The 16,889-nt window shown below is 59.6% G+C and carries 15 protein-coding genes; 6 read left to right on the plus strand and 9 right to left on the minus strand.

Features of this window, described 5'->3' with window-relative positions; genetic code table 11:
• The first annotated feature begins 121 nt into the window (after window positions 1–121).
• Window positions 122–898, plus strand: coding sequence for an NAD kinase (locus tag CHEJ32_RS0118775; protein WP_028035165.1), 777 nt, complete (start codon window positions 122–124; stop codon window positions 896–898).
• A gap of 195 nt (window positions 899–1,093) precedes the next feature.
• Window positions 1,094–2,518, plus strand: coding sequence for a DEAD/DEAH box helicase (locus tag CHEJ32_RS0118780; RefSeq protein ID WP_028035166.1), 1,425 nt, complete (start codon window positions 1,094–1,096; stop codon window positions 2,516–2,518).
• A gap of 34 nt (window positions 2,519–2,552) precedes the next feature.
• On the opposite strand, the gene CHEJ32_RS0118785 is transcribed toward CHEJ32_RS0118780, so the two are convergent.
• Window positions 2,553–2,876: a TfoX/Sxy family protein gene (locus CHEJ32_RS0118785; protein ID WP_028035167.1), complete on the minus strand. Its 324-nt coding sequence runs from the start codon at window positions 2,874–2,876 to the stop codon at window positions 2,553–2,555.
• 105 nt (window positions 2,877–2,981) lie between these two features.
• Between CHEJ32_RS0118785 and CHEJ32_RS0118790 the strand changes: the two genes are divergently transcribed.
• A complete protein-coding gene (locus CHEJ32_RS0118790) occupies window positions 2,982–3,479 on the plus strand; it encodes a GFA family protein (protein ID WP_028035168.1) in 498 nt (165 codons plus the stop codon).
• A gap of 143 nt (window positions 3,480–3,622) precedes the next feature.
• Here the strand turns inward: CHEJ32_RS0118790 and sufA are convergent, their stop codons facing one another.
• The 7 genes from sufA to CHEJ32_RS0118825 all read right to left on the minus strand — a co-directional run bounded on the left by sufA (window position 3,623) and on the right by CHEJ32_RS0118825 (window position 10,670).
• Window positions 3,623–4,009: a Fe-S cluster assembly scaffold SufA gene (sufA, locus tag CHEJ32_RS0118795; RefSeq protein ID WP_028035169.1), complete on the minus strand. Its 387-nt coding sequence runs from the start codon at window positions 4,007–4,009 to the stop codon at window positions 3,623–3,625.
• Window positions 4,010–4,096: 87 nt separating this feature from the next.
• Window positions 4,097–4,489 (minus strand): SUF system Fe-S cluster assembly protein, encoded by a 393-nt coding sequence (locus CHEJ32_RS0118800; RefSeq protein ID WP_028035170.1) that lies wholly within the window; start codon window positions 4,487–4,489, stop codon window positions 4,097–4,099.
• A gap of 4 nt (window positions 4,490–4,493) precedes the next feature.
• Entirely contained in the window at window positions 4,494–5,732 is a 1,239-nt protein-coding gene (locus CHEJ32_RS0118805; RefSeq protein ID WP_028035171.1) for a cysteine desulfurase, read from the minus strand.
• 43 nt (window positions 5,733–5,775) lie between these two features.
• On the minus strand, window positions 5,776–7,041 hold the full coding sequence (gene sufD / locus CHEJ32_RS0118810; RefSeq protein ID WP_028035172.1) for a Fe-S cluster assembly protein SufD: 1,266 nt from the start codon (window positions 7,039–7,041) through the stop codon (window positions 5,776–5,778).
• 12 nt (window positions 7,042–7,053) lie between these two features.
• Complete coding sequence (gene sufC, locus CHEJ32_RS0118815) at window positions 7,054–7,809, minus strand: Fe-S cluster assembly ATPase SufC (protein WP_028035173.1); 756 nt, start codon at window positions 7,807–7,809, stop codon at window positions 7,054–7,056.
• Between the two features lie 28 nt (window positions 7,810–7,837).
• Window positions 7,838–9,355, minus strand: a complete 1,518-nt coding sequence (sufB, locus tag CHEJ32_RS0118820) for a Fe-S cluster assembly protein SufB (protein ID WP_028035174.1) — start codon at window positions 9,353–9,355, stop codon at window positions 7,838–7,840.
• A 157-nt stretch (window positions 9,356–9,512) separates the two neighbouring features.
• On the minus strand, window positions 9,513–10,670 hold the full coding sequence (locus CHEJ32_RS0118825) for a cysteine desulfurase family protein (protein ID WP_034658772.1): 1,158 nt from the start codon (window positions 10,668–10,670) through the stop codon (window positions 9,513–9,515).
• Window positions 10,671–10,894: 224 nt separating this feature from the next.
• Here CHEJ32_RS0118825 and CHEJ32_RS0118830 point away from each other — a divergent pair, with 224 nt between their 5' ends.
• From CHEJ32_RS0118830 to tyrS, 3 genes are all read left to right on the plus strand, one after another.
• Complete coding sequence (locus tag CHEJ32_RS0118830) at window positions 10,895–11,569, plus strand: alpha/beta hydrolase (protein ID WP_028035176.1); 675 nt, start codon at window positions 10,895–10,897, stop codon at window positions 11,567–11,569.
• Window positions 11,570–11,700: 131 nt separating this feature from the next.
• Window positions 11,701–12,018 carry a DUF1508 domain-containing protein gene (locus CHEJ32_RS0118835; RefSeq protein WP_028035177.1) on the plus strand — a complete coding sequence of 106 codons (318 nt, stop codon included), beginning with the start codon at window positions 11,701–11,703 and terminating at the stop codon, window positions 12,016–12,018.
• A gap of 257 nt (window positions 12,019–12,275) precedes the next feature.
• Window positions 12,276–13,529, plus strand: a complete 1,254-nt coding sequence (tyrS, locus tag CHEJ32_RS0118840; protein WP_028035178.1) for a tyrosine--tRNA ligase — start codon at window positions 12,276–12,278, stop codon at window positions 13,527–13,529.
• Window positions 13,530–13,637: 108 nt separating this feature from the next.
• Here tyrS and CHEJ32_RS0118845 read toward each other — a convergent pair whose 3' ends face one another.
• Window positions 13,638–16,847: a DUF3971 domain-containing protein gene (locus CHEJ32_RS0118845; protein WP_198023885.1), complete on the minus strand. Its 3,210-nt coding sequence runs from the start codon at window positions 16,845–16,847 to the stop codon at window positions 13,638–13,640.
• Window positions 16,848–16,889 lie beyond the last annotated feature (42 nt).

Below are 16,889 nucleotides of genomic sequence, written 5' to 3' on the forward strand. Positions count from 1 at the left end.
GCCCTGCCCGCCTCATGCAGACTTCTCGTCGTTAAGGTTTCCTGCAGCCTCCCGCACCGCTTTGCAGCGGCATGGCGGCATGTTACCGGTTTGGCTCGTTTGCAACAGGAAGCAGAGCCGTATGAATAAGCCCTCTTCGCTCGCTCTCGCCTTCGTTTCGGCCGAGACGGATGATGCGACAACGGCGGCCGCCACGCTCTCCGCCCTCTACGGGCAAGAACGGTTGGAAGATGCAGATGTGATCGTCGCGCTGGGCGGTGACGGGTTCATGCTGCAAACCCTGCGCGAGACGATGGGTACCGGCAAGAAAATCTACGGCATGAACCGCGGCACTGTCGGCTTCCTCATGAACGAGTATCGCGAAGAGGGCTTACGCGAACGCATCGCGGAAGCCATTCCCGAAACCGTGCGCCCATTGGAGATGGAGGCTGTCGATCAGGACGGACAGACGTTCCGCGCCCTCGCCATCAATGAGGTGTCCCTTCTGCGTCAATCCTACCAGGCGGCGAAGATTCGAATTGCCATCGACGGGCAGGTGCGGCTTGAAGAACTCATCTGCGACGGAATAATGGTCGCCACACCTGCGGGCTCGACCGCCTACAATCTGTCGGCACATGGTCCGATCCTCCCGCTTGATGCTCCTCTCCTGGCGCTGACGCCGGTAAGCCCCTTCCGGCCGAGGCGCTGGCGGGGCGCGCTTCTTCCCAACCGATCTAGCGTGGAACTTGCTATCCTCGAGCCCGAAAAGCGCCCGGTTAACGCTGTTGCCGATCACACGGAAATCAAATCCGTAAGGACGGTGACGGTGCGGGAGTCCCGTGACATGACGGCCACAATTCTTTTCGACGCGAGCCATTCCTGGGACGAACGCATACTTTCGGAACAATTCCGCTACTAGCCAATTTCGTGGCGCATGAAGAACATGGCGAAAAACAGCGTCGGCGGTGCAATAGTAGCTGTTGACATCCGTCGCACCACACCTTAGGCCCCGATCACAGGTCGTGACGGCCGGAAGTACTTCACGCGCCGCGACGCTAAGCACAGTAAAGACATTCACCACGTGCCAGATTTACAGGAAACCGCCCAGGAAGCCATGACGTTCTCCGACCTTGGCCTTTCGCCAAAGGTTTTGGCGGCAGTCAGTGACGCTGGATATTCGGCGCCGACACCCATCCAGGCCGGCGCCATTCCCCATGCCTTGCAAGGAAAAGACGTCCTGGGCATTGCCCAGACGGGGACCGGCAAGACGGCGTCCTTCGTCCTTCCGATGCTGACGAGGCTGGAGCGGGGCCGCGCCCGTGCGCGAATGCCTCGCACTTTGATCCTTGAGCCGACGCGGGAACTCGCCGCGCAGGTCGAAGAAAATTTCATCAAATACGGCAAGAATCACCGGCTGAATATTGCGCTGCTTATCGGCGGCGTATCTTTCGACGAGCAAGAGAAGAAGCTTGAGCGCGGCGCAGACGTTCTCATCGCAACGCCGGGCCGGCTGCTCGACCATTTCGAACGCGGCAAGCTGCTTCTGACTGGTGTTGAGATCCTCGTCATCGATGAGGCGGATCGGATGCTCGATATGGGCTTTATCCCGGATATCGAGCGCATCTGCAAACTCATTCCCTTCACCCGGCAAACGCTGTTCTTCTCGGCCACCATGCCGCCGGAGATCACGAAGCTTACGGAGCAGTTCCTGCAAGGGCCGGTTCGCGTCGAGGTATCGCGGCCCGCGACGACCGCCGCAAACATCACGCAGCGGCTGGTGAAATCGGGCTCGAAACCATGGGCCAAACGCGAGCGCCTCCGCGAGCTCATCCGTGGCGAAGGCGATGAGCTAAAGAACGCGATCATCTTCTGCAACCGCAAGACAGAGGTGGCTACCCTTTTCCGTTCCCTGGTTCGCCACGAATTCGATGCCGGCGCTCTTCATGGGGACATGGATCAGCGCGCGCGTATGATGATGCTGGAGAATTTCAGGAAGGGTAAGCTGAAGCTCCTCGTCGCGTCAGACGTCGCTGCTCGCGGTCTCGATATCCCCGACGTGAGCCACGTGTTCAATTTCGACGTGCCGACTCATGCGGAAGACTATGTGCACCGCATCGGTCGCACGGGCCGAGCGGGCCGGTCAGGCAAGGCCTTCACCATCGTCACCAAGGCTGACCGGAAATATGTCGATGGGATCGAGAAGCTGATCGGTGAGAAGATCGAGTGGCTCGACGGCGATCTTTCGACACTTTCCACTGACGACGAGGCGGATGAAAAGCCTCGCGGCGCCCGTGCCGACCGCGGAGGGAAGAAACGTGGCGAGGGCAAGAAGCCTCGTGAGCGCGGCGAGGAGAACGTGGTGGCGGGACGTCCAGAGGAACCTTTGAAAGAGGACCGCAAGCGTGAACGCAAGGGCGCAATTCGCACACAGAACGATGCGCAGCGCCGTGGGCCTGAAAAGCCCGAACGTGAGCCGGATACACCCGTGGGGTTCGGCGACGATATTCCCGATTTCATGAAAGTGCCGGGCAAAGTTTAGCGCACCGGCCGAGACGCTGTCCGAACGCTATCCGCTATTTCGGCGCCCGCAGCGCCGCTTCGTATGCCTTCCGCGCCCAGGTTGTGAATGCATCTGGCTCGTCGATGGCACCGTCAGGCACGCTCCAATAGGGCATTGACACGGTCTTTCCGTGACGTGAGCCGACATAAGTCCAGCGCCGGGCGCCCGCAGCCTCCAGATCGGGCGCGCTTACCTCGTCCCCTTTCAACATCAACTCGCCCCGCAGCTCCACGGCAATGATCAAGCCGTCGTAGTAGACGCCTTTTCCGCCGAACATACGCCGGATCGTAACGGGTCCCAGGCCGGAGAAGAGATCGCGAATGTCGTCCTCAGTCATAACCATAAGATGGCATTTTCTTCAGTCTTTGTCAGGTATCCGGCTCCAGGCCTACTGACAGGCACCGCCTTGCGTCATAAGCTTTCATTCTCTCGGAGGTGCGACATGCCTGTGCTCCTGAAAGGTTCGTGCCGCTGCGGCGCGGCGAAGTTTCAAGTTCAAAGCCATACGCCGGTGCCCTACCAGCTCTGCTACTGTTCCGTCTGTCGCAAGCAGCAGGGCGGAGGCGGCTACGCGATCAATCTGGGCGCGGTTTCCTCCACCCTAGCTGTGGAAGGCGAGGAGCATCTGGGGCTTTATCGGGCGGAAATCCAAGACGACGAGCGGCCGGCTTGCGAGATTTCGACCGGTGAGCGCCGCTTCTGCCGCGAGTGCGGCTCAGCGCTCTGGCTCTACGATCCTACTTGGCCGGAGCTGGTGCATCCCTTTGCTTCGGCCATCGATACCGATCTCCCTAAACCGCCCAGCCGCGTGCATTTGATGCTCAAATACAAAGCGAACTGGGTAGAGCCGGACATCGGCAAGGATGATCTAACATTCGATCTTTATCCGGAGGAATCGATTGCCGATTGGCACCGGCGAAAGGGGATGTGGGTCGAGTGACGTCTGGAAATAGTGAGCGGTGGTACGGGGCGCCCTCGCCAAGATTCCCAATGACCTCGGAGCTCGAGCTGCGCTTTCGCGGTTGACAGATTCACTCCCGATCCATGCCCCGAACTTGCGGACCGCCAACGCGCTGCCGACAGTCAGACCGTGCTTTGCGCCCGCGCTTCGGCAAGGGCCTTCAAGTCGGCAGGCTTCAACTCGACGGATTCGCCACAGCCACAGGCTGAGCTTTGGTTCGGATTGTTGAAGACGAAGCCGGTGCGCAAACGGGTCACCTCAAAATCCATTTCTGTTCCAAGCAGGAACAGGGCGGCCTCAGGGGCTACGTAGACATGGGCGCCGTTATGCTCGACGTGGTCGTCTTTCGGGCTCGGCTCGGTAACGAGATCGACCGTGTATTCCATGCCGGCACAGCCGCCCTTCTTGATGCCTACGCGAATGCCGTGTGCGCCCTCGCGCGTCGCGACAATCTCACGAATACGCGCTGCCGCGGCGTCCGTGATCGAAATTACCTGGAAACGGCCCATTACTTTCTCCATTCACAGCGAGGTCAAGACTCGCGGAAAGGCTCTTTCTCTAAAGATGGTCGGGAAAGAGGCGCGTTGCAAGCACCCTCAATACCACCCGAGCGCCACCTGCGCTTCCTCGGACATCCGATCCGGCGTCCATGGTGGATCAAAGACCATGTTAACTTCGACATCGCCCACGCCCTCGACTGCACTCACGGCATTCTGCACCCAGCCGGGCATTTCTCCCGCCACAGGGCAGCCGGGCGCCGTGAGCGTCATATCGATTTTCACGCTGCGGTCGTCTTCTATGTCGATCTTGTAGATCAGGCCAAGCTCATAGATATCCGCGGGGATTTCAGGGTCGTACACCGTCTTCAGCGCGCCGATGATATCGTCGGTCATGCGCGCCAGCTCTTCCTGCGGGATCGCGGATGGAGAAGGACCGGCTTCCCTATGCTGCAGATCGCCCGTTTCCGCCTTGTCGTCGACTTCGCTCATGCTTTCACCCGAAGAATTTGCGCGCCTTGTCCAGCGCCTCGGCCAACGCATCCACTTCGGCCTTGGTGTTATACATGGCGAAGGAGGCGCGGCATGTCGAGGTGACACCGAAACGCTTCAAAAGAGGCTGGGCGCAGTGTGTTCCAGCGCGCACGGCAACGCCCGACCGATCGATCACCATCGCGACGTCATGTGCATGGATTCCGGAAAGCTCGAAGGAAAGGATGGCGCCTTTCCCCGGCGCCGTGCCGAAAATGCGCAGCGAGTTGATTTGGCTCAACCGGTCGTGCGCGTATTGCGACAGTTCCGCCTCATGGGCTGCGATCTTCTCACGACCGATGCTCTGCATGTAGTCGAGCGCGGCTCCCAGCCCGATGGCCTGCACGATCGGCGGGGTGCCAGCCTCGAAGCGATGCGGCGGATCATTATAGGTGACGTTATCGATCGAGACGTCCTCGATCATCTCGCCCCCCCCCTGGAAGGGCCGCATCTCCTGCAACTTTTCACGCTTGCCGTAGAGAACGCCGATGCCGGACGGTCCGTAAAGCTTGTGTCCGGTGCAGACGTAGAAATCACAACCGATGGCCGCGACATCGACCGGCAGGTGCACGGCTGCCTGGCTGCCATCGACCAGTACCGGAATGCCCCGCTCATGCGCGATGCGCACGACCTCCTGGATTGGCGTTACCGTGCCCAGCATGTTCGACATGTGCGTAATGGCGACGAGCTTCGTCCGCTCCGTCAGGCATTTCTCGAACTCTTCGAGGAGGAAACTTCCATCGTCAGCGACGGGAGCCCAAACGAGCTTCGCCCCCTGCCTTTCGCGAATGAAATGCCAGGGCACGATATTGGAATGATGTTCCATAATGGAGAGCACGATTTCATCGTCCACTCCGATCCGGGGCATGCCGTAGCCATAAGCCACGGTATTGATCGCCTCGGTCGCCGATTTCGTGAAGACGATCTCATCGACGCTGCCCGCATTCAGGAACCGCCTAACCGCCTCCCGGGCCTTCTCATAGGCTTCTGTCGCCGCGTTGGAGAGGAAATGCAATCCTCTGTGAACATTGGCATATTCGTTTGTATAGGCGTGGGTGATCGCATCGATGACGGCCTGGGGCTTCTGGGAGGAAGCCGCATTGTCGAGATAGACGAGCGGCTTGCCGTAGACCTCGCGCGCAAGGATGGGGAAATCACGACGGATCGCCTCGACATCGTAAATTGGCGAAGATTGCTGATCCATATACACCCTGCGCTTTCAGCCGCATGCAGCGGCCGCTCTTGCATTAGCCGTGCGTGGCAAACCACGCGGCGAGCTTCTCTTCCAGAACCTCGACGACAGCCTCATCCTCCAACTCTTCGATCACCTCGGCGAGGAAGGCCCTCACCAGAAGACCGCGAGCCGTCTTCTCGTCGATGCCGCGCGCCATCAAATAGAACAGGTGCGCCGGTTCGATATCCGTGACTGTCGCGCCGTGGCCGCAGGCCACGTCATCGGCGAAAATCTCGAGTTCCGGCTTGGTCGAGAAGCCACCCTCATCCGACAGAAGGAGCGTGTTGCAAGCCATTTTCGCGTCGGTCTTCTGCGCTTCCCGCGCGACCCGGATCTGCCCCTGGAAAGCACCTTCCGCCTTGTCCGCCACGACATTGCGGATGGTTTCGGTGGAAACCGTATGGGGAGCGGCATGGTCGAGAACCATGGTCACGTCGCAATGGGTGTCGCCCGCGAGCAGGTTGACGCTGCGCAGGCGAAACTCCGCCCCCTCGCCTTCCACGCAGACGCGCAGTTCCTGACGGACAAGCTTTCCGCCGGCATTCATCACGAACAGGGTAAGCTTCGCATCCTTGGCAATCTTGACATTGATCTGACCAAGGTGGCGCGCGCCATCCGGCTGCTCCTGGATGATCAGCCAGAGGATTTCTGCGCCCTCGCCCACCTCCAGATGGCTCACCGAGGAAACGAGCGCATCGCCGTCGCCAAGCTGACGTTCGACGATCGTTGCCTTGGCCCCTTCCCCTGCGCGTACGGCAAAGCGTGTATGGACCTGGCCGCCAGCCTGCAGGTTTTGCAATTCGATCGGCTGCTCCAATACCCTTCCGGCGGGTATGTCCAATGCGAAGCCATCCGTTACGAATGCGGAATTGATGGCGCCGACCGTGTCGTCCGTGTCGGCAAGGCCAAGATGCGAAGCAAAGCTGCCGTCCGCCAGTTCATTGGTGATGCTGGCGACCGATATATCAGCGGGCACGTCCGTCAGTTTCGCAATGCCGTTCACCACGGGAAGAACGACAGAGCCAGGCAGAAGCGCGGCGCGCGGTTCTGCATGGGCTGAGGGATCGAAGTCCGGCACCGAGGAGAGGAGTCGACGCAGATCGGTATAGTGCCAGGACTCGACCTTCCGGCTCGGGAGCCCATTCTTCAGCACCTCGACCGCCTGCGCACGCCTTTCGGCCGCTGCGGCATCTCCCGGCAGGCTGGCAGCCCGCTCCGAAAAGGAGGCAAGAAGCGTCTCCTCGGCAGCGGTGCGTCTTACCTGAAGCTGCATGTTCATCACCCCTGCCCCTTAAGCTGCCTCGCCGATCACGCCGGCGTAACCATTCTTCTCCAGCTCCAAGGCCAGATCCTTTTCACCGGATTTCACGACGCGCCCCTTATAGAGCACATGCACGGAGTCCGGAACGATATAGTCGAGCAGGCGCTGATAGTGCGTGATCACCACGATCGCGCGATCGGGCGACCTCAGCGCGTTGACGCCGTCCGCCACAATCTTGAGCGCGTCGATGTCGAGACCGGAATCGGTCTCGTCCAGCACGCAGAGCGAAGGCTCGAGCAGCTTCATCTGCAGGATTTCCGCACGCTTCTTTTCTCCGCCAGAGAAGCCCACATTGAGCGGGCGCTTCAGCATGCCCATGTCCATGTTCAGCTCTTCGGCCGCCGTGCGCACGCGCTTCATCAGTTCGGGGATCTTCAACTCCTCCTCGCCGCGCGCTTTGCGCTGCGCATTCATCGCCACCTTGAGAAACTCCATGGTGGCCACGCCCGGTATCTCCATCGGATACTGGAAGGCGAGGAAGATGCCCGCCGCAGCGCGCTCCGCAGGGTCCATTTCGAGCACAGACTGTCCCTTGAAGAGAATGTCGCCCTCGGTCACTTCGTAATCGTCGCGCCCCGCAAGCACATAGGAAAGCGTCGACTTGCCGGAGCCGTTCGGCCCCATGATGGCGGCCACCTCGCCCGGCTTCACGTTGAGGTCCACCCCGCGCAGGATCTCGGTGCCGTCTTCGGCGATGCGGGCGTGCAGGTTCTTGATTTCAAGCATAATTCTATCCCAACTGTCTTGCGCCGGCTCAGCCGACCGAGCCTTCAAGCGAAATACCGATGAGCTTCTGCGCCTCGACGGCGAACTCCATCGGCAGTTCCTGGATGACGTCCTTCACGAAGCCGTTGACGATCAACGCGATCGCCTCTTCCTCGGGGATGCCGCGCTGCATCACATAGAACTTCTGGTCCTCGGAAATCTTCGAGGTCGTGGCCTCGTGCTCGATCTGAGCGGAAGAGTTCTTTGCCTCGATGTAGGGCACGGTATGCGCACCGCAGCGATCGCCGATCAGGAGCGAGTCACAATTGGTGAAGTTGCGCGCATTCTCGGCCTTGCGATGGACCGAGACCTGACCCCGATAGGTGTTGTTCGACTGCCCGGCGGAAATGCCCTTCGAGATGATACGGCTCGACGTGTTCTTGCCGAGATGGATCATCTTTGTGCCGGAATCGATCTGCTGGTGACCGTTCGAGACCGCAATCGAATAGAACTCACCGCGCGAACCATCACCGCGCAGCAGGCAGGATGGATATTTCCAGGTGATCGCCGAGCCGGTCTCGACCTGCGTCCAGGAGATCTTGGAGTTTTTCCCGCGGCAGTCGCCACGCTTGGTGACGAAATTATAGATGCCGCCCTTGCCTTCCTTGTCGCCGGGATACCAATTCTGCACCGTCGAATACTTGATCTCGGCATCATCGAGGGCAATCAGCTCGACCACCGCCGCGTGCAACTGGTTCTCGTCGCGCTGCGGAGCGGTGCAGCCCTCAAGATAAGACACATACGAACCTTCATCGGCAATGATCAGCGTGCGTTCGAACTGGCCGGTGTTTCGCTCGTTGATGCGGAAATAGGTCGAAAGCTCCATCGGGCATCGCACGCCCTTCGGCACATAGACGAAGGAGCCGTCGGTGAAGACCGCCGAGTTGAGCGTGGAATAGAAATTGTCCGTCGGCGGGACGACCGAGCCGAGATATTTCTTCACGAGCTCAGGATGCTCGCGGATCGCCTCGGAAATAGAGCAGAAGATGACGCCGGCCTTGGCCAGCTCCTTCTTGAAGGTGGTAACCACGGATACGGAATCGAAAACGGCATCCACCGCCACGCGACCGGACTGATAGACATTGTCGATCGCGCCTTCGACATCTTCCGTGGTCGGCTTGCGCACGCCGGCGAGGATTTCCTGCTCTTTGAGCGGGATGCCGAGCTTCTCATAGGTGCGCAGCAGCTCGGGATCGACTTCATCAAGCGAGAGCGGGCCCGTCTGGCCCTTTGGGGCTGCATAGTAATGGAGGTCTTGGAAATCGATCTTTGGATAGCTGACGCGCGCCCAGGTCGGCTCTTCCATGGTGAGCCAACGGCGGAAGGCACTCAGGCGCCACTCCGTCATCCATTCCGGCTCGTCTTTCTTGGCGGAAATCAGCCGGATGATGTCCTCGTTGAGCCCCTTGGGCGCCTTTTCGGTCTCGATGAGCGTCTCGAAACCATATTTGTACTGGTCCACATCGATCATACGGACCTGATCGATTGTCTCCTGCACTGCAGGCATCAGCGTTCTCCATTCACGCCGGAGTCAAGGTCCGGCTTCTTTCGATTCTATCGGCTTTGAGTCCTATCTAGTGAGTGCGCGAGCCGAATTCATCCATCCTGTCGCAAAATATGTGTCATTTACTCCATTTTTCCCAAGGCATCCGGTTCCTTCTTCTTCAAGCGGCTGCAATGGCCGATTTTCTCCTCGTTGCGATCTTCGCAAGAGCCGCTGCGAATGCTTCGATTTCGTCATCTGTGGTTTGGGGGCCGATAGAAACGCGCAGCGCGCCGCCCTCGCCCCCATACCCCATCGCCTGCAAAACGTGACTCGGCCCGACCTTTCCCGAGGAGCAGGCAGAACCTGCCGAAAGTGCGATGCCGGCCAGATCGAAAGCGATCTGCGCTGTCTCCGCCTTGATACCCGGAAGAGAGAAAAACACGGTGTTGGGCAGGCGCGGTGATTGCTCGCCATAGATCATCGTGTCAGGAACAAGCGAACGGATGGCGGCCTCGATTCGAGTCCGTTTTTCATGCACCTGATGCATGTCATTCATCGCCGTCGTCGCCTCGCGGGCAGCTGCCCCAAAACCGGCTATGGCCGCGACGTCCTCCGTTCCCGCACGATGGCCCTTCTCCTGTCCACCGCCTTTTATTAGGGCGCGGGGCATCATGAGGTCTGAAGCACCAATCACCGCACCAACGCCCTTCGGACCGCCAATCTTGTGCGAGGAGATGATGAAGAAATCTGCAGATCCGGCTGAAATATCGAGTGGAATCCGCCCAGCCGCTTGAACCGCGTCAAAAACGGTCGTGCCGCCTGCCTGTCTCGCAACAGCGGCGATCTCCTCTATCGGCTGGATCACACCCGTTTCGTTGTTGGCGACATAGGTCGCGACAAGCGGCAGGCCTTCGCTTGCGTCGTGCGCGGCTAGCGCATTCTTCAGCGCATCGATATCCATTCTGCCGTTCGGCTGAACAGCAATCTTCGTCATTTTCTGTTCAAATCGGCCGCCGGAGAGAATGCATGGATGATCGGCTGCGCTGACATAGAGGTGAGAGAACTTGAGGGGCGCGCGGCCCATTGTCCAATCAGGTGTCAGGAGCATCGAGGCAGCTTCGGTGGCTCCTGATGTGAATACCACATGGGACGGTTGGCCATTGACAAGAGCTGCAACTTCCCGCCGCGCATTCTCCACGACCTGGCGTGCAGCGCGGCCTTCTGCGTGCACTGAGGAAGGGTTGGCAAGGTCCAAAGCCGAGATCACGGCGCGTCTGGCCGACTCCCTCAGGGGGGCGGTGGCATTAAAATCGAGATATATGCGCGTTCCGGCCATGTCCACCAGCGATGCCTCTCGCCATAATTGTGGCGAGGAAGGCGTTATTTCCTTGAATTTTCTAGGCGAGCCGTCCTATCTACCGGCTGCCAACGGGCGGTGATCCCGCCAGTTTTGAACAGTTCTAAACTAGCTTCTATGGAGGCATCGGCCCCACGTCAAGAGCCGCCGCGAAATCGCAGATAGCGTTTGCGGCTCTGGCAGGGTGCCAAGGTGGAGTAAACATGCCCGAAGTGATCTTTTCCGGTCCAGCTGGCCGTCTCGAAGGCCGGTATCAGCCGTCGAAGGAGAAAAATGCGCCAATCGCGCTCATCTTGCATCCGCATCCGCAGTTCGGCGGAACGATGAACAACAAGATCGTCTATGATCTGTTCTATATGTTTCAGAGCCGCGGCTTCACCGCGCTGCGCTTCAATTTCCGTGGCATCGGGCGGAGCCAGGGCGCCTTCGACCATGGCAGCGGCGAACTTTCGGACGCCGCAGCAGCGCTTGACTGGGTACAATCGCTCCATCCGGATTCCAAGAGCTGCTGGGTGGCGGGCTATTCGTTTGGTGCCTGGATCGGCATGCAGCTTCTCATGCGCCGGCCGGAGATCGAAGGTTTCATTTCGATCGCGCCGCAGCCCAATATCTACGACTTCTCCTTCCTGGCTCCCTGCCCTTCTTCCGGATTGATCATCCACGGGGCTGCTGATCGTGTTGCACCGGCTGCCGACGTGCAGACGCTGGTAGACAAGCTGCAGTCACAGAAGGGAATCACGATCACGCAGAAGACCATTCCGGACACGAACCATTTCTTTACGAATGCTTCGGACGTTTTGATCGAGGAATGTGCCGAGTATCTCGATCGGCGGCTCAATGGCGAACTTGCGGAACCGCGTCCCAAACGACTGAGATGAGAGGCTGAAGCGTAATTCAGCCTAGTATAAGCCCGGCGTCCTAAAAATAATGCTTGCCGCTCGACAGTCGCCCGGCTGCGTGAGACGCTTTTGCTGTGGCGAATCACCGCCTGCTAACGGGAAAGACGGCAGTGAGCAAATTCGAAATCTACAAGGATAAGAAAGGCGAGACACGCTTCCGGTTTCGAGCCAGAAACGGCGAAGTGATGTTTACCTCTGAGGCCTATAAGGCCAAGGCATCAGCTGTAAAAGCGATCGAGTCGCTGCGCAAGAACGTCGCTGAGGCGGTCATCGAGGAGATCGCCCCCGCGGACAAAAAGGCTCCGGCCAAGGCGGCAGCGAAGGCTCCCGCGAGGGCCAAATCTTCCGGAAAATCGGAGGCCGCCGCTAAACCATCTGAGAAGGTCAACACAAAGACGGCGAAGGCAAAGGCCAAGGCGACGGCCTGAGCGGCTTTCGTTCTTATCCCGGGCTGAGGTCCGGCGGTCGATTCCTCTGGACGGGATTCGCGCTGCCGAATGGATAAGAAACACCGGCCATAATGTATTGCGCGGCGTTCCTGCCGCGTTTTCTTTTCCGAGACGATGTTCCCATGGGCTGAAGTCAACGCCAGCCCATAGCTCCACGAGCGCTTGTGTGCGGTGCGCGAGTGGTGTTAAACGCCCGCTCATCTCCCAGAGACCGTTCCCGCAAAGGGATTTTTGCTATGCTCGAGTTCAAATCCGATTTCCTGCGCGTTCTTTCCGAGCGCGGCTTCATTCATCAGATCTCCGACCCGGCGGGTCTGGACGAGTTGTTCCTGCGCGAAACGGTTACCGCCTATGCCGGCTTTGATCCGACGGCACCCAGCCTGCATGTCGGGCACCTCACGCTGATCATGATGATGCATTGGCTGCAAAAGACCGGGCATCGTCCGATCGCGCTCATGGGTGGCGGCACGGGCATGATCGGTGATCCCTCGTTCAAGGACGAGGCCCGCAAGCTGATGACGCTCGATACGATCGCCAGCAATGTCGCCTCGATCAAACGGGTCTTTTCCAATTACCTCTCCTTCGGTGAAGGACCGAAGGAAGCGGTCATGGTGGACAATGCCGATTGGCTGCGCGGGCTGAATTACCTGGAGTTTCTCCGTGATGTCGGCAGGCACTTCTCGGTCAATCGGATGCTTTCATTCGAAAGCGTAAAGCAGCGTTTGGATCGCGAGCACTCGCTTTCGTTTCTCGAATTCAATTACATGATCTTGCAGGCCTATGATTTCGTCGAGCTGAATCAGCGCTATGGCTGCCGATTGCAAATGGGCGGCTCGGATCAATGGGGCAATATCGTCAACGGAATCGATCTTGGCCATCGTATGGGCACGCCTCAGCTCTATGCCCTGACGCTTCCGCTTCTCACGACTGCTTCAGGCGCCAAGATGGGAAAGTCGGAAAACGGTGCCGTGTGGCTCGATTCCGCGCTGCTGAGCCCCTACGAATTCTGGCAATACTGGCGCAACGCGGAAGATGCCGATGTCGGACGCTTCCTGCGTCTCTATACCACCCTGGCTTTGGATGAGATCGCCCGTCTGGAGAAACTCGGGGGAGCCGAGATCAACGAAGCCAAGAAGGTGCTGGCGACAGAGGTCACGGCAATGTTGCATGGCCGCCCGGCCGCCGAAGAAGCTGCCGAGACGGCGCGGAAGACCTTCGAGGAAGGCGCACTTGCAGAGAGCCTTCCCACGGTGGAAGTGGCTCAGGCGGAAATCGGGGCCGGTATGGGTGTTCTCCATGCCGTGGTGAAAGCGGGCTTGGCTTCGACCAATGGCGAAGTTCGCCGCGCTATTGCCAATGGTGCCATCCGCATCAATGACGTTCTCGTTACGGATGACCGGAGGGTCGTGGGCAGCGACGATATGAGCCCGGAGGGCGTCATCAAGCTCTCCTTCGGTCGCAAGAAGCACGTGCTTCTGCGCCCCCGCTGACATCGCCGACCGTCGGTCGCTTGGCCGGCAAATGCCCTGCACGCTTTGAGTGCGGAGCGCTGCTGAATTGTAAGCGGCGCATCGTGCTTCCGATAATCAGCCGATGCGCTAGCGAAACTCGAAGATTTCCCGCAGGAACCCCGGCGCAACGGCTGAAAGGGGATTCACTTCAAGCCGTGGCTTGCCGACTTCACCGCTCAGCCGAAAGGTGATTCCGATGAGGCCTCGGTCACGTCCGTTGCCAAGAATCTGACCGATGATCGGTAATTCGCCGAACAGGCGGTTGACCCCGTAAAGCGGCATGAAGGTCCCCGTTATGTCCATTCTGTTATTGGGGTCGTAGAGGGTCCCCTGAAATGTGGAGCCGATCACCGGGCCGCGTAGAACGCCGTTCGCGATCCTCAGGCTTGCCCTGCCCTTTCCTAAGCCAGCTGCACCGCGCTCGAAATAGACGCGGGTCGTGTCCACACGTCCGCTTTCCTTGGTGGCGGCGACCAGCGAGCGCATCTGCGGCTCGTCAACGATCCAGAAATCGCGAATATCAATCTGGCCGGCGAGGTTCTCGTTGTTTGCTCCCTGCAGCGCCAGCGTGAGCTGGCCGCCTTCCATATGCTCGTAGAGGTCAAGAAACCGGAACATTGCACCGGCATTGCTTGATGATGCATGGATGGTGGTCGTCCCCTGTTGAGACGTCTTGGTCACCTTCACGCCACCGTGGGATCTGGCCGCACCTGCGAGCGTCAACTCGTCAGGCTTCTTGCCGTCGTTGGAATAGGTGAACTCCACTTGGCCGAGCGTCTCGCCTCCGAACCCGCTGATCTGCCCGAGCGATGCTTTCACGGTCACCGGCGTAGAGCGGGCGTCCTCGTCTCCAGAGCTGCCCTGTGTCTGTGCATCGCCAAAAATCTGCTTTATGAGGCCGCGAGCATCAAAAGCTGCTCCATTCACCGAAACGGCATAGCCTGCCCCGCTTCTTCGAATGGTCGCGGCAAAATCATCGCCCCGATTGAAGCGAGCATTTTGGAAGGTGGCTTCCTGCAGACTGCCTCTGTCAAGGCGCACGTGTCCCGCCAGTGAAAAGCTCTCCCCTGTAAGGGAAAAATCGCTGAGCTCGATCTGTTCGCCATTTCTGGAAAGATAGAAAGCGGCCTTCGCCGGGATGCCTGCCCCCTTGCGCCAACCGATCCACGGCACGCTGAGGCGGGCGGAGTCGAGCTTCAGGTCGATCTTTTCGCGCCCATCCGGCTCGCGATCATAGACGGCGTTGAAGGGCCCGGAGACCAGCAGTCCCAGTCCCGGAAAGAGCTTCTCACGGGTCTGATCGTCCACATTCAGCTCGATGTGGCGTATCCTTTGTATCTGCGCGGTGCCGAAGGGTTCGACGATATGGACATCGGCCGGAACGCCGTTGAGCTTTGCAACCGCGGAGAATTCCGCATGTGTTGGCTCGACGACCAGGTTTCCCTTGGCGTCCGTTACATGTTGGCCTTCGAAGGGCTTCGCCACTGAGAGGTTCTCATAATCGAGCGCGACGCGCCAATTGAGCTCCTCCATCGGGATATTCGCCTGCAGCGGGATTTCGGCGCTGACATGGCCCGACATTTTTCCCGTGAGGTCTTCCGGTTTGAAATCATGGAAGCGGGAGGCCGCAATCGGCCGGTAGGAGACAAACTCCAGGATTGCAGGCGCCTCGCCCGCGACATCGATCTCCAGATTGCCGATGCGACGGTGTTCCTTCGAGGCATCGATCACGAGCGTGCCGTCGATGGCGTCCACGGTCCGTCCGCTTTCCATATAGGCGCGGCCCGACGAAAGGCCGACCTTTACATCCGTCCCGTGGAATTCGACATATCCATCGGCGTCACGCACCGCAGGGATCTCACCGGCTATGTTGAAGCGGGTGTCCGACAATGCAAATCGTCCGGAAACTTCCTTCGAACCGAGGGGAATGCCGTTTCCAAGCCGGCCCGGCGGCACTTCAAGCGTCATTCCGCTGTCGCGGATCGTGCCGCCGAAGACATTTTGCAGTGTCCAGTTCCGCGCACCGGGCGCCGCAAACCAAGGCCAGAATTGCTTCACATGCGCGGTGGGCATGCTGCTCACCTGGAGGGAGAGCTTTATGCCGGGGGACTTTCCTTCCGCGACGGTGATTGCCGCGCTCGCTCTCAATTCTCCTTCCGCCGAGCGAACCTCGATCGGGTCCGCCACAAGTCGCATTGCAGCCGGGTCGAACCGGCCCGCCAGGCGCACCGCGAAGGGCAGCGGCGCCTCGGGCGAATCCGTTGGTGCAAGCACGGAATCGCGGGATACGAGATCCATGCGGTAACCCGGTTTGCCGCTGGTGGCGGTTTCCGGCCCGAAAGTACCCTGGAAATTTACACGTGTCCGTCCAGAGTCGAGGCGGGCTTGAAGCACGGAAAAGACATCTTCGCCCGTGCCGGCGCCGATGGCGACCGAGGCTCCATCGAGAGCCAGCTCGTCCTCGCCGAAGTCGAGCAATATCTTGTCTGCGGCAATTTCGATGCGCAGGAAGCCGCGTTCGGCCCCAGCCGGAGCCTTGCCCGAAAGCGTAAGGTCAAAGGCACCGATAGACCGGACGAGACCTTCCTCCGCCGGAGAAGCCTCCTCCCCTTCGGCGGCCGAGACCTTCAATGCCAGATCGGAGGTGACGTTCGTGTTCGGGTCGCGGCCGGCGCTGCCTGCAAATGAAAGCTCACGCCCCTGGTAACGAGCGACGCCGTTCAGATCGATTTTCGTTCCGCTTTCCCGGTTGATCTCCAGATTCTCGACCAGGAGGTCGGGAACTGTTTGCCCTCCAGCCAAAAAGCCGACATTCGAGAAGCTTACATGGGCAAGACCGGCACCGCGCGTAATTTCGAATGCACGATCGATGGCATCGAATACGGCCCGGTTCAGTTCGTCAGGGCTGATCGCGGACGGTCGCGCGAGCAGTTCCGTCAGGGTCGGCCCCGTACCGGAGGATATTTCACTCGGTGTGAGAAGAGCATCTGCAACGACCACGCGGGAAAGCTCGATCCTGCCGCTCAGCAGAGGGATGGCACGCAACCCGAAGCGCAATACCCCGATATTGGCCACGGGCGCCTTGTCGCTCGCTCTCACGATTCCGGCATCGCGCACTTCCAGCGCGAAAAGGCTGGTCCGACCGAGTCCCAGGTTGATGCTCCCGATCGAGACATCGACGTCGACGCCGGCTAGCTTTTCGATGGCTTGCTCTGCATGGAAGCGTAGGCGTTCATTGCCGATCGCATCGACGCCAATGAAGTAGAAAGCGCCGAGGGCGACAAGAAGCAACGCCACTATTGCTGCTGCCGGGCGGAGCACCCAGCGCCAAAGGCGCGA

Origin of the sequence: Chelativorans sp. J32 (genome assembly GCF_000518985.1) — a bacterium.
Taxonomy (GTDB): domain Bacteria; phylum Pseudomonadota; class Alphaproteobacteria; order Rhizobiales; family Rhizobiaceae; genus Chelativorans.

Excerpts from the sequence above, each read along its gene's own strand:
- CHEJ32_RS0118775 (WP_028035165.1), top strand. The coding sequence starts at position 122 with ATGAATAAGCCCTCTTCGCTCGCTCTCGCCTTCGTTTCGGCCGAGACG.
- CHEJ32_RS0118780 (WP_028035166.1), top strand. The coding sequence starts at position 1,094 with ATGACGTTCTCCGACCTTGGCCTTTCGCCAAAGGTTTTGGCGGCAGTC.
- CHEJ32_RS0118785 (WP_028035167.1), bottom strand. The coding sequence starts at position 2,876 with ATGACTGAGGACGACATTCGCGATCTCTTCTCCGGCCTGGGACCCGTT.
- CHEJ32_RS0118790 (WP_028035168.1), top strand. The coding sequence starts at position 2,982 with ATGCCTGTGCTCCTGAAAGGTTCGTGCCGCTGCGGCGCGGCGAAGTTT.
- sufA (WP_028035169.1), bottom strand. The coding sequence starts at position 4,009 with ATGGGCCGTTTCCAGGTAATTTCGATCACGGACGCCGCGGCAGCGCGT.
- CHEJ32_RS0118800 (WP_028035170.1), bottom strand. The coding sequence starts at position 4,489 with ATGAGCGAAGTCGACGACAAGGCGGAAACGGGCGATCTGCAGCATAGG.
- CHEJ32_RS0118805 (WP_028035171.1), bottom strand. The coding sequence starts at position 5,732 with ATGGATCAGCAATCTTCGCCAATTTACGATGTCGAGGCGATCCGTCGT.
- sufD (WP_028035172.1), bottom strand. The coding sequence starts at position 7,041 with ATGAACATGCAGCTTCAGGTAAGACGCACCGCTGCCGAGGAGACGCTT.
- sufC (WP_028035173.1), bottom strand. The coding sequence starts at position 7,809 with ATGCTTGAAATCAAGAACCTGCACGCCCGCATCGCCGAAGACGGCACC.
- sufB (WP_028035174.1), bottom strand. The coding sequence starts at position 9,355 with ATGCCTGCAGTGCAGGAGACAATCGATCAGGTCCGTATGATCGATGTG.
- CHEJ32_RS0118825 (WP_034658772.1), bottom strand. The coding sequence starts at position 10,670 with ATGGCCGGAACGCGCATATATCTCGATTTTAATGCCACCGCCCCCCTG.
- CHEJ32_RS0118830 (WP_028035176.1), top strand. The coding sequence starts at position 10,895 with ATGCCCGAAGTGATCTTTTCCGGTCCAGCTGGCCGTCTCGAAGGCCGG.
- tyrS (WP_028035178.1), top strand. The coding sequence starts at position 12,276 with ATGCTCGAGTTCAAATCCGATTTCCTGCGCGTTCTTTCCGAGCGCGGC.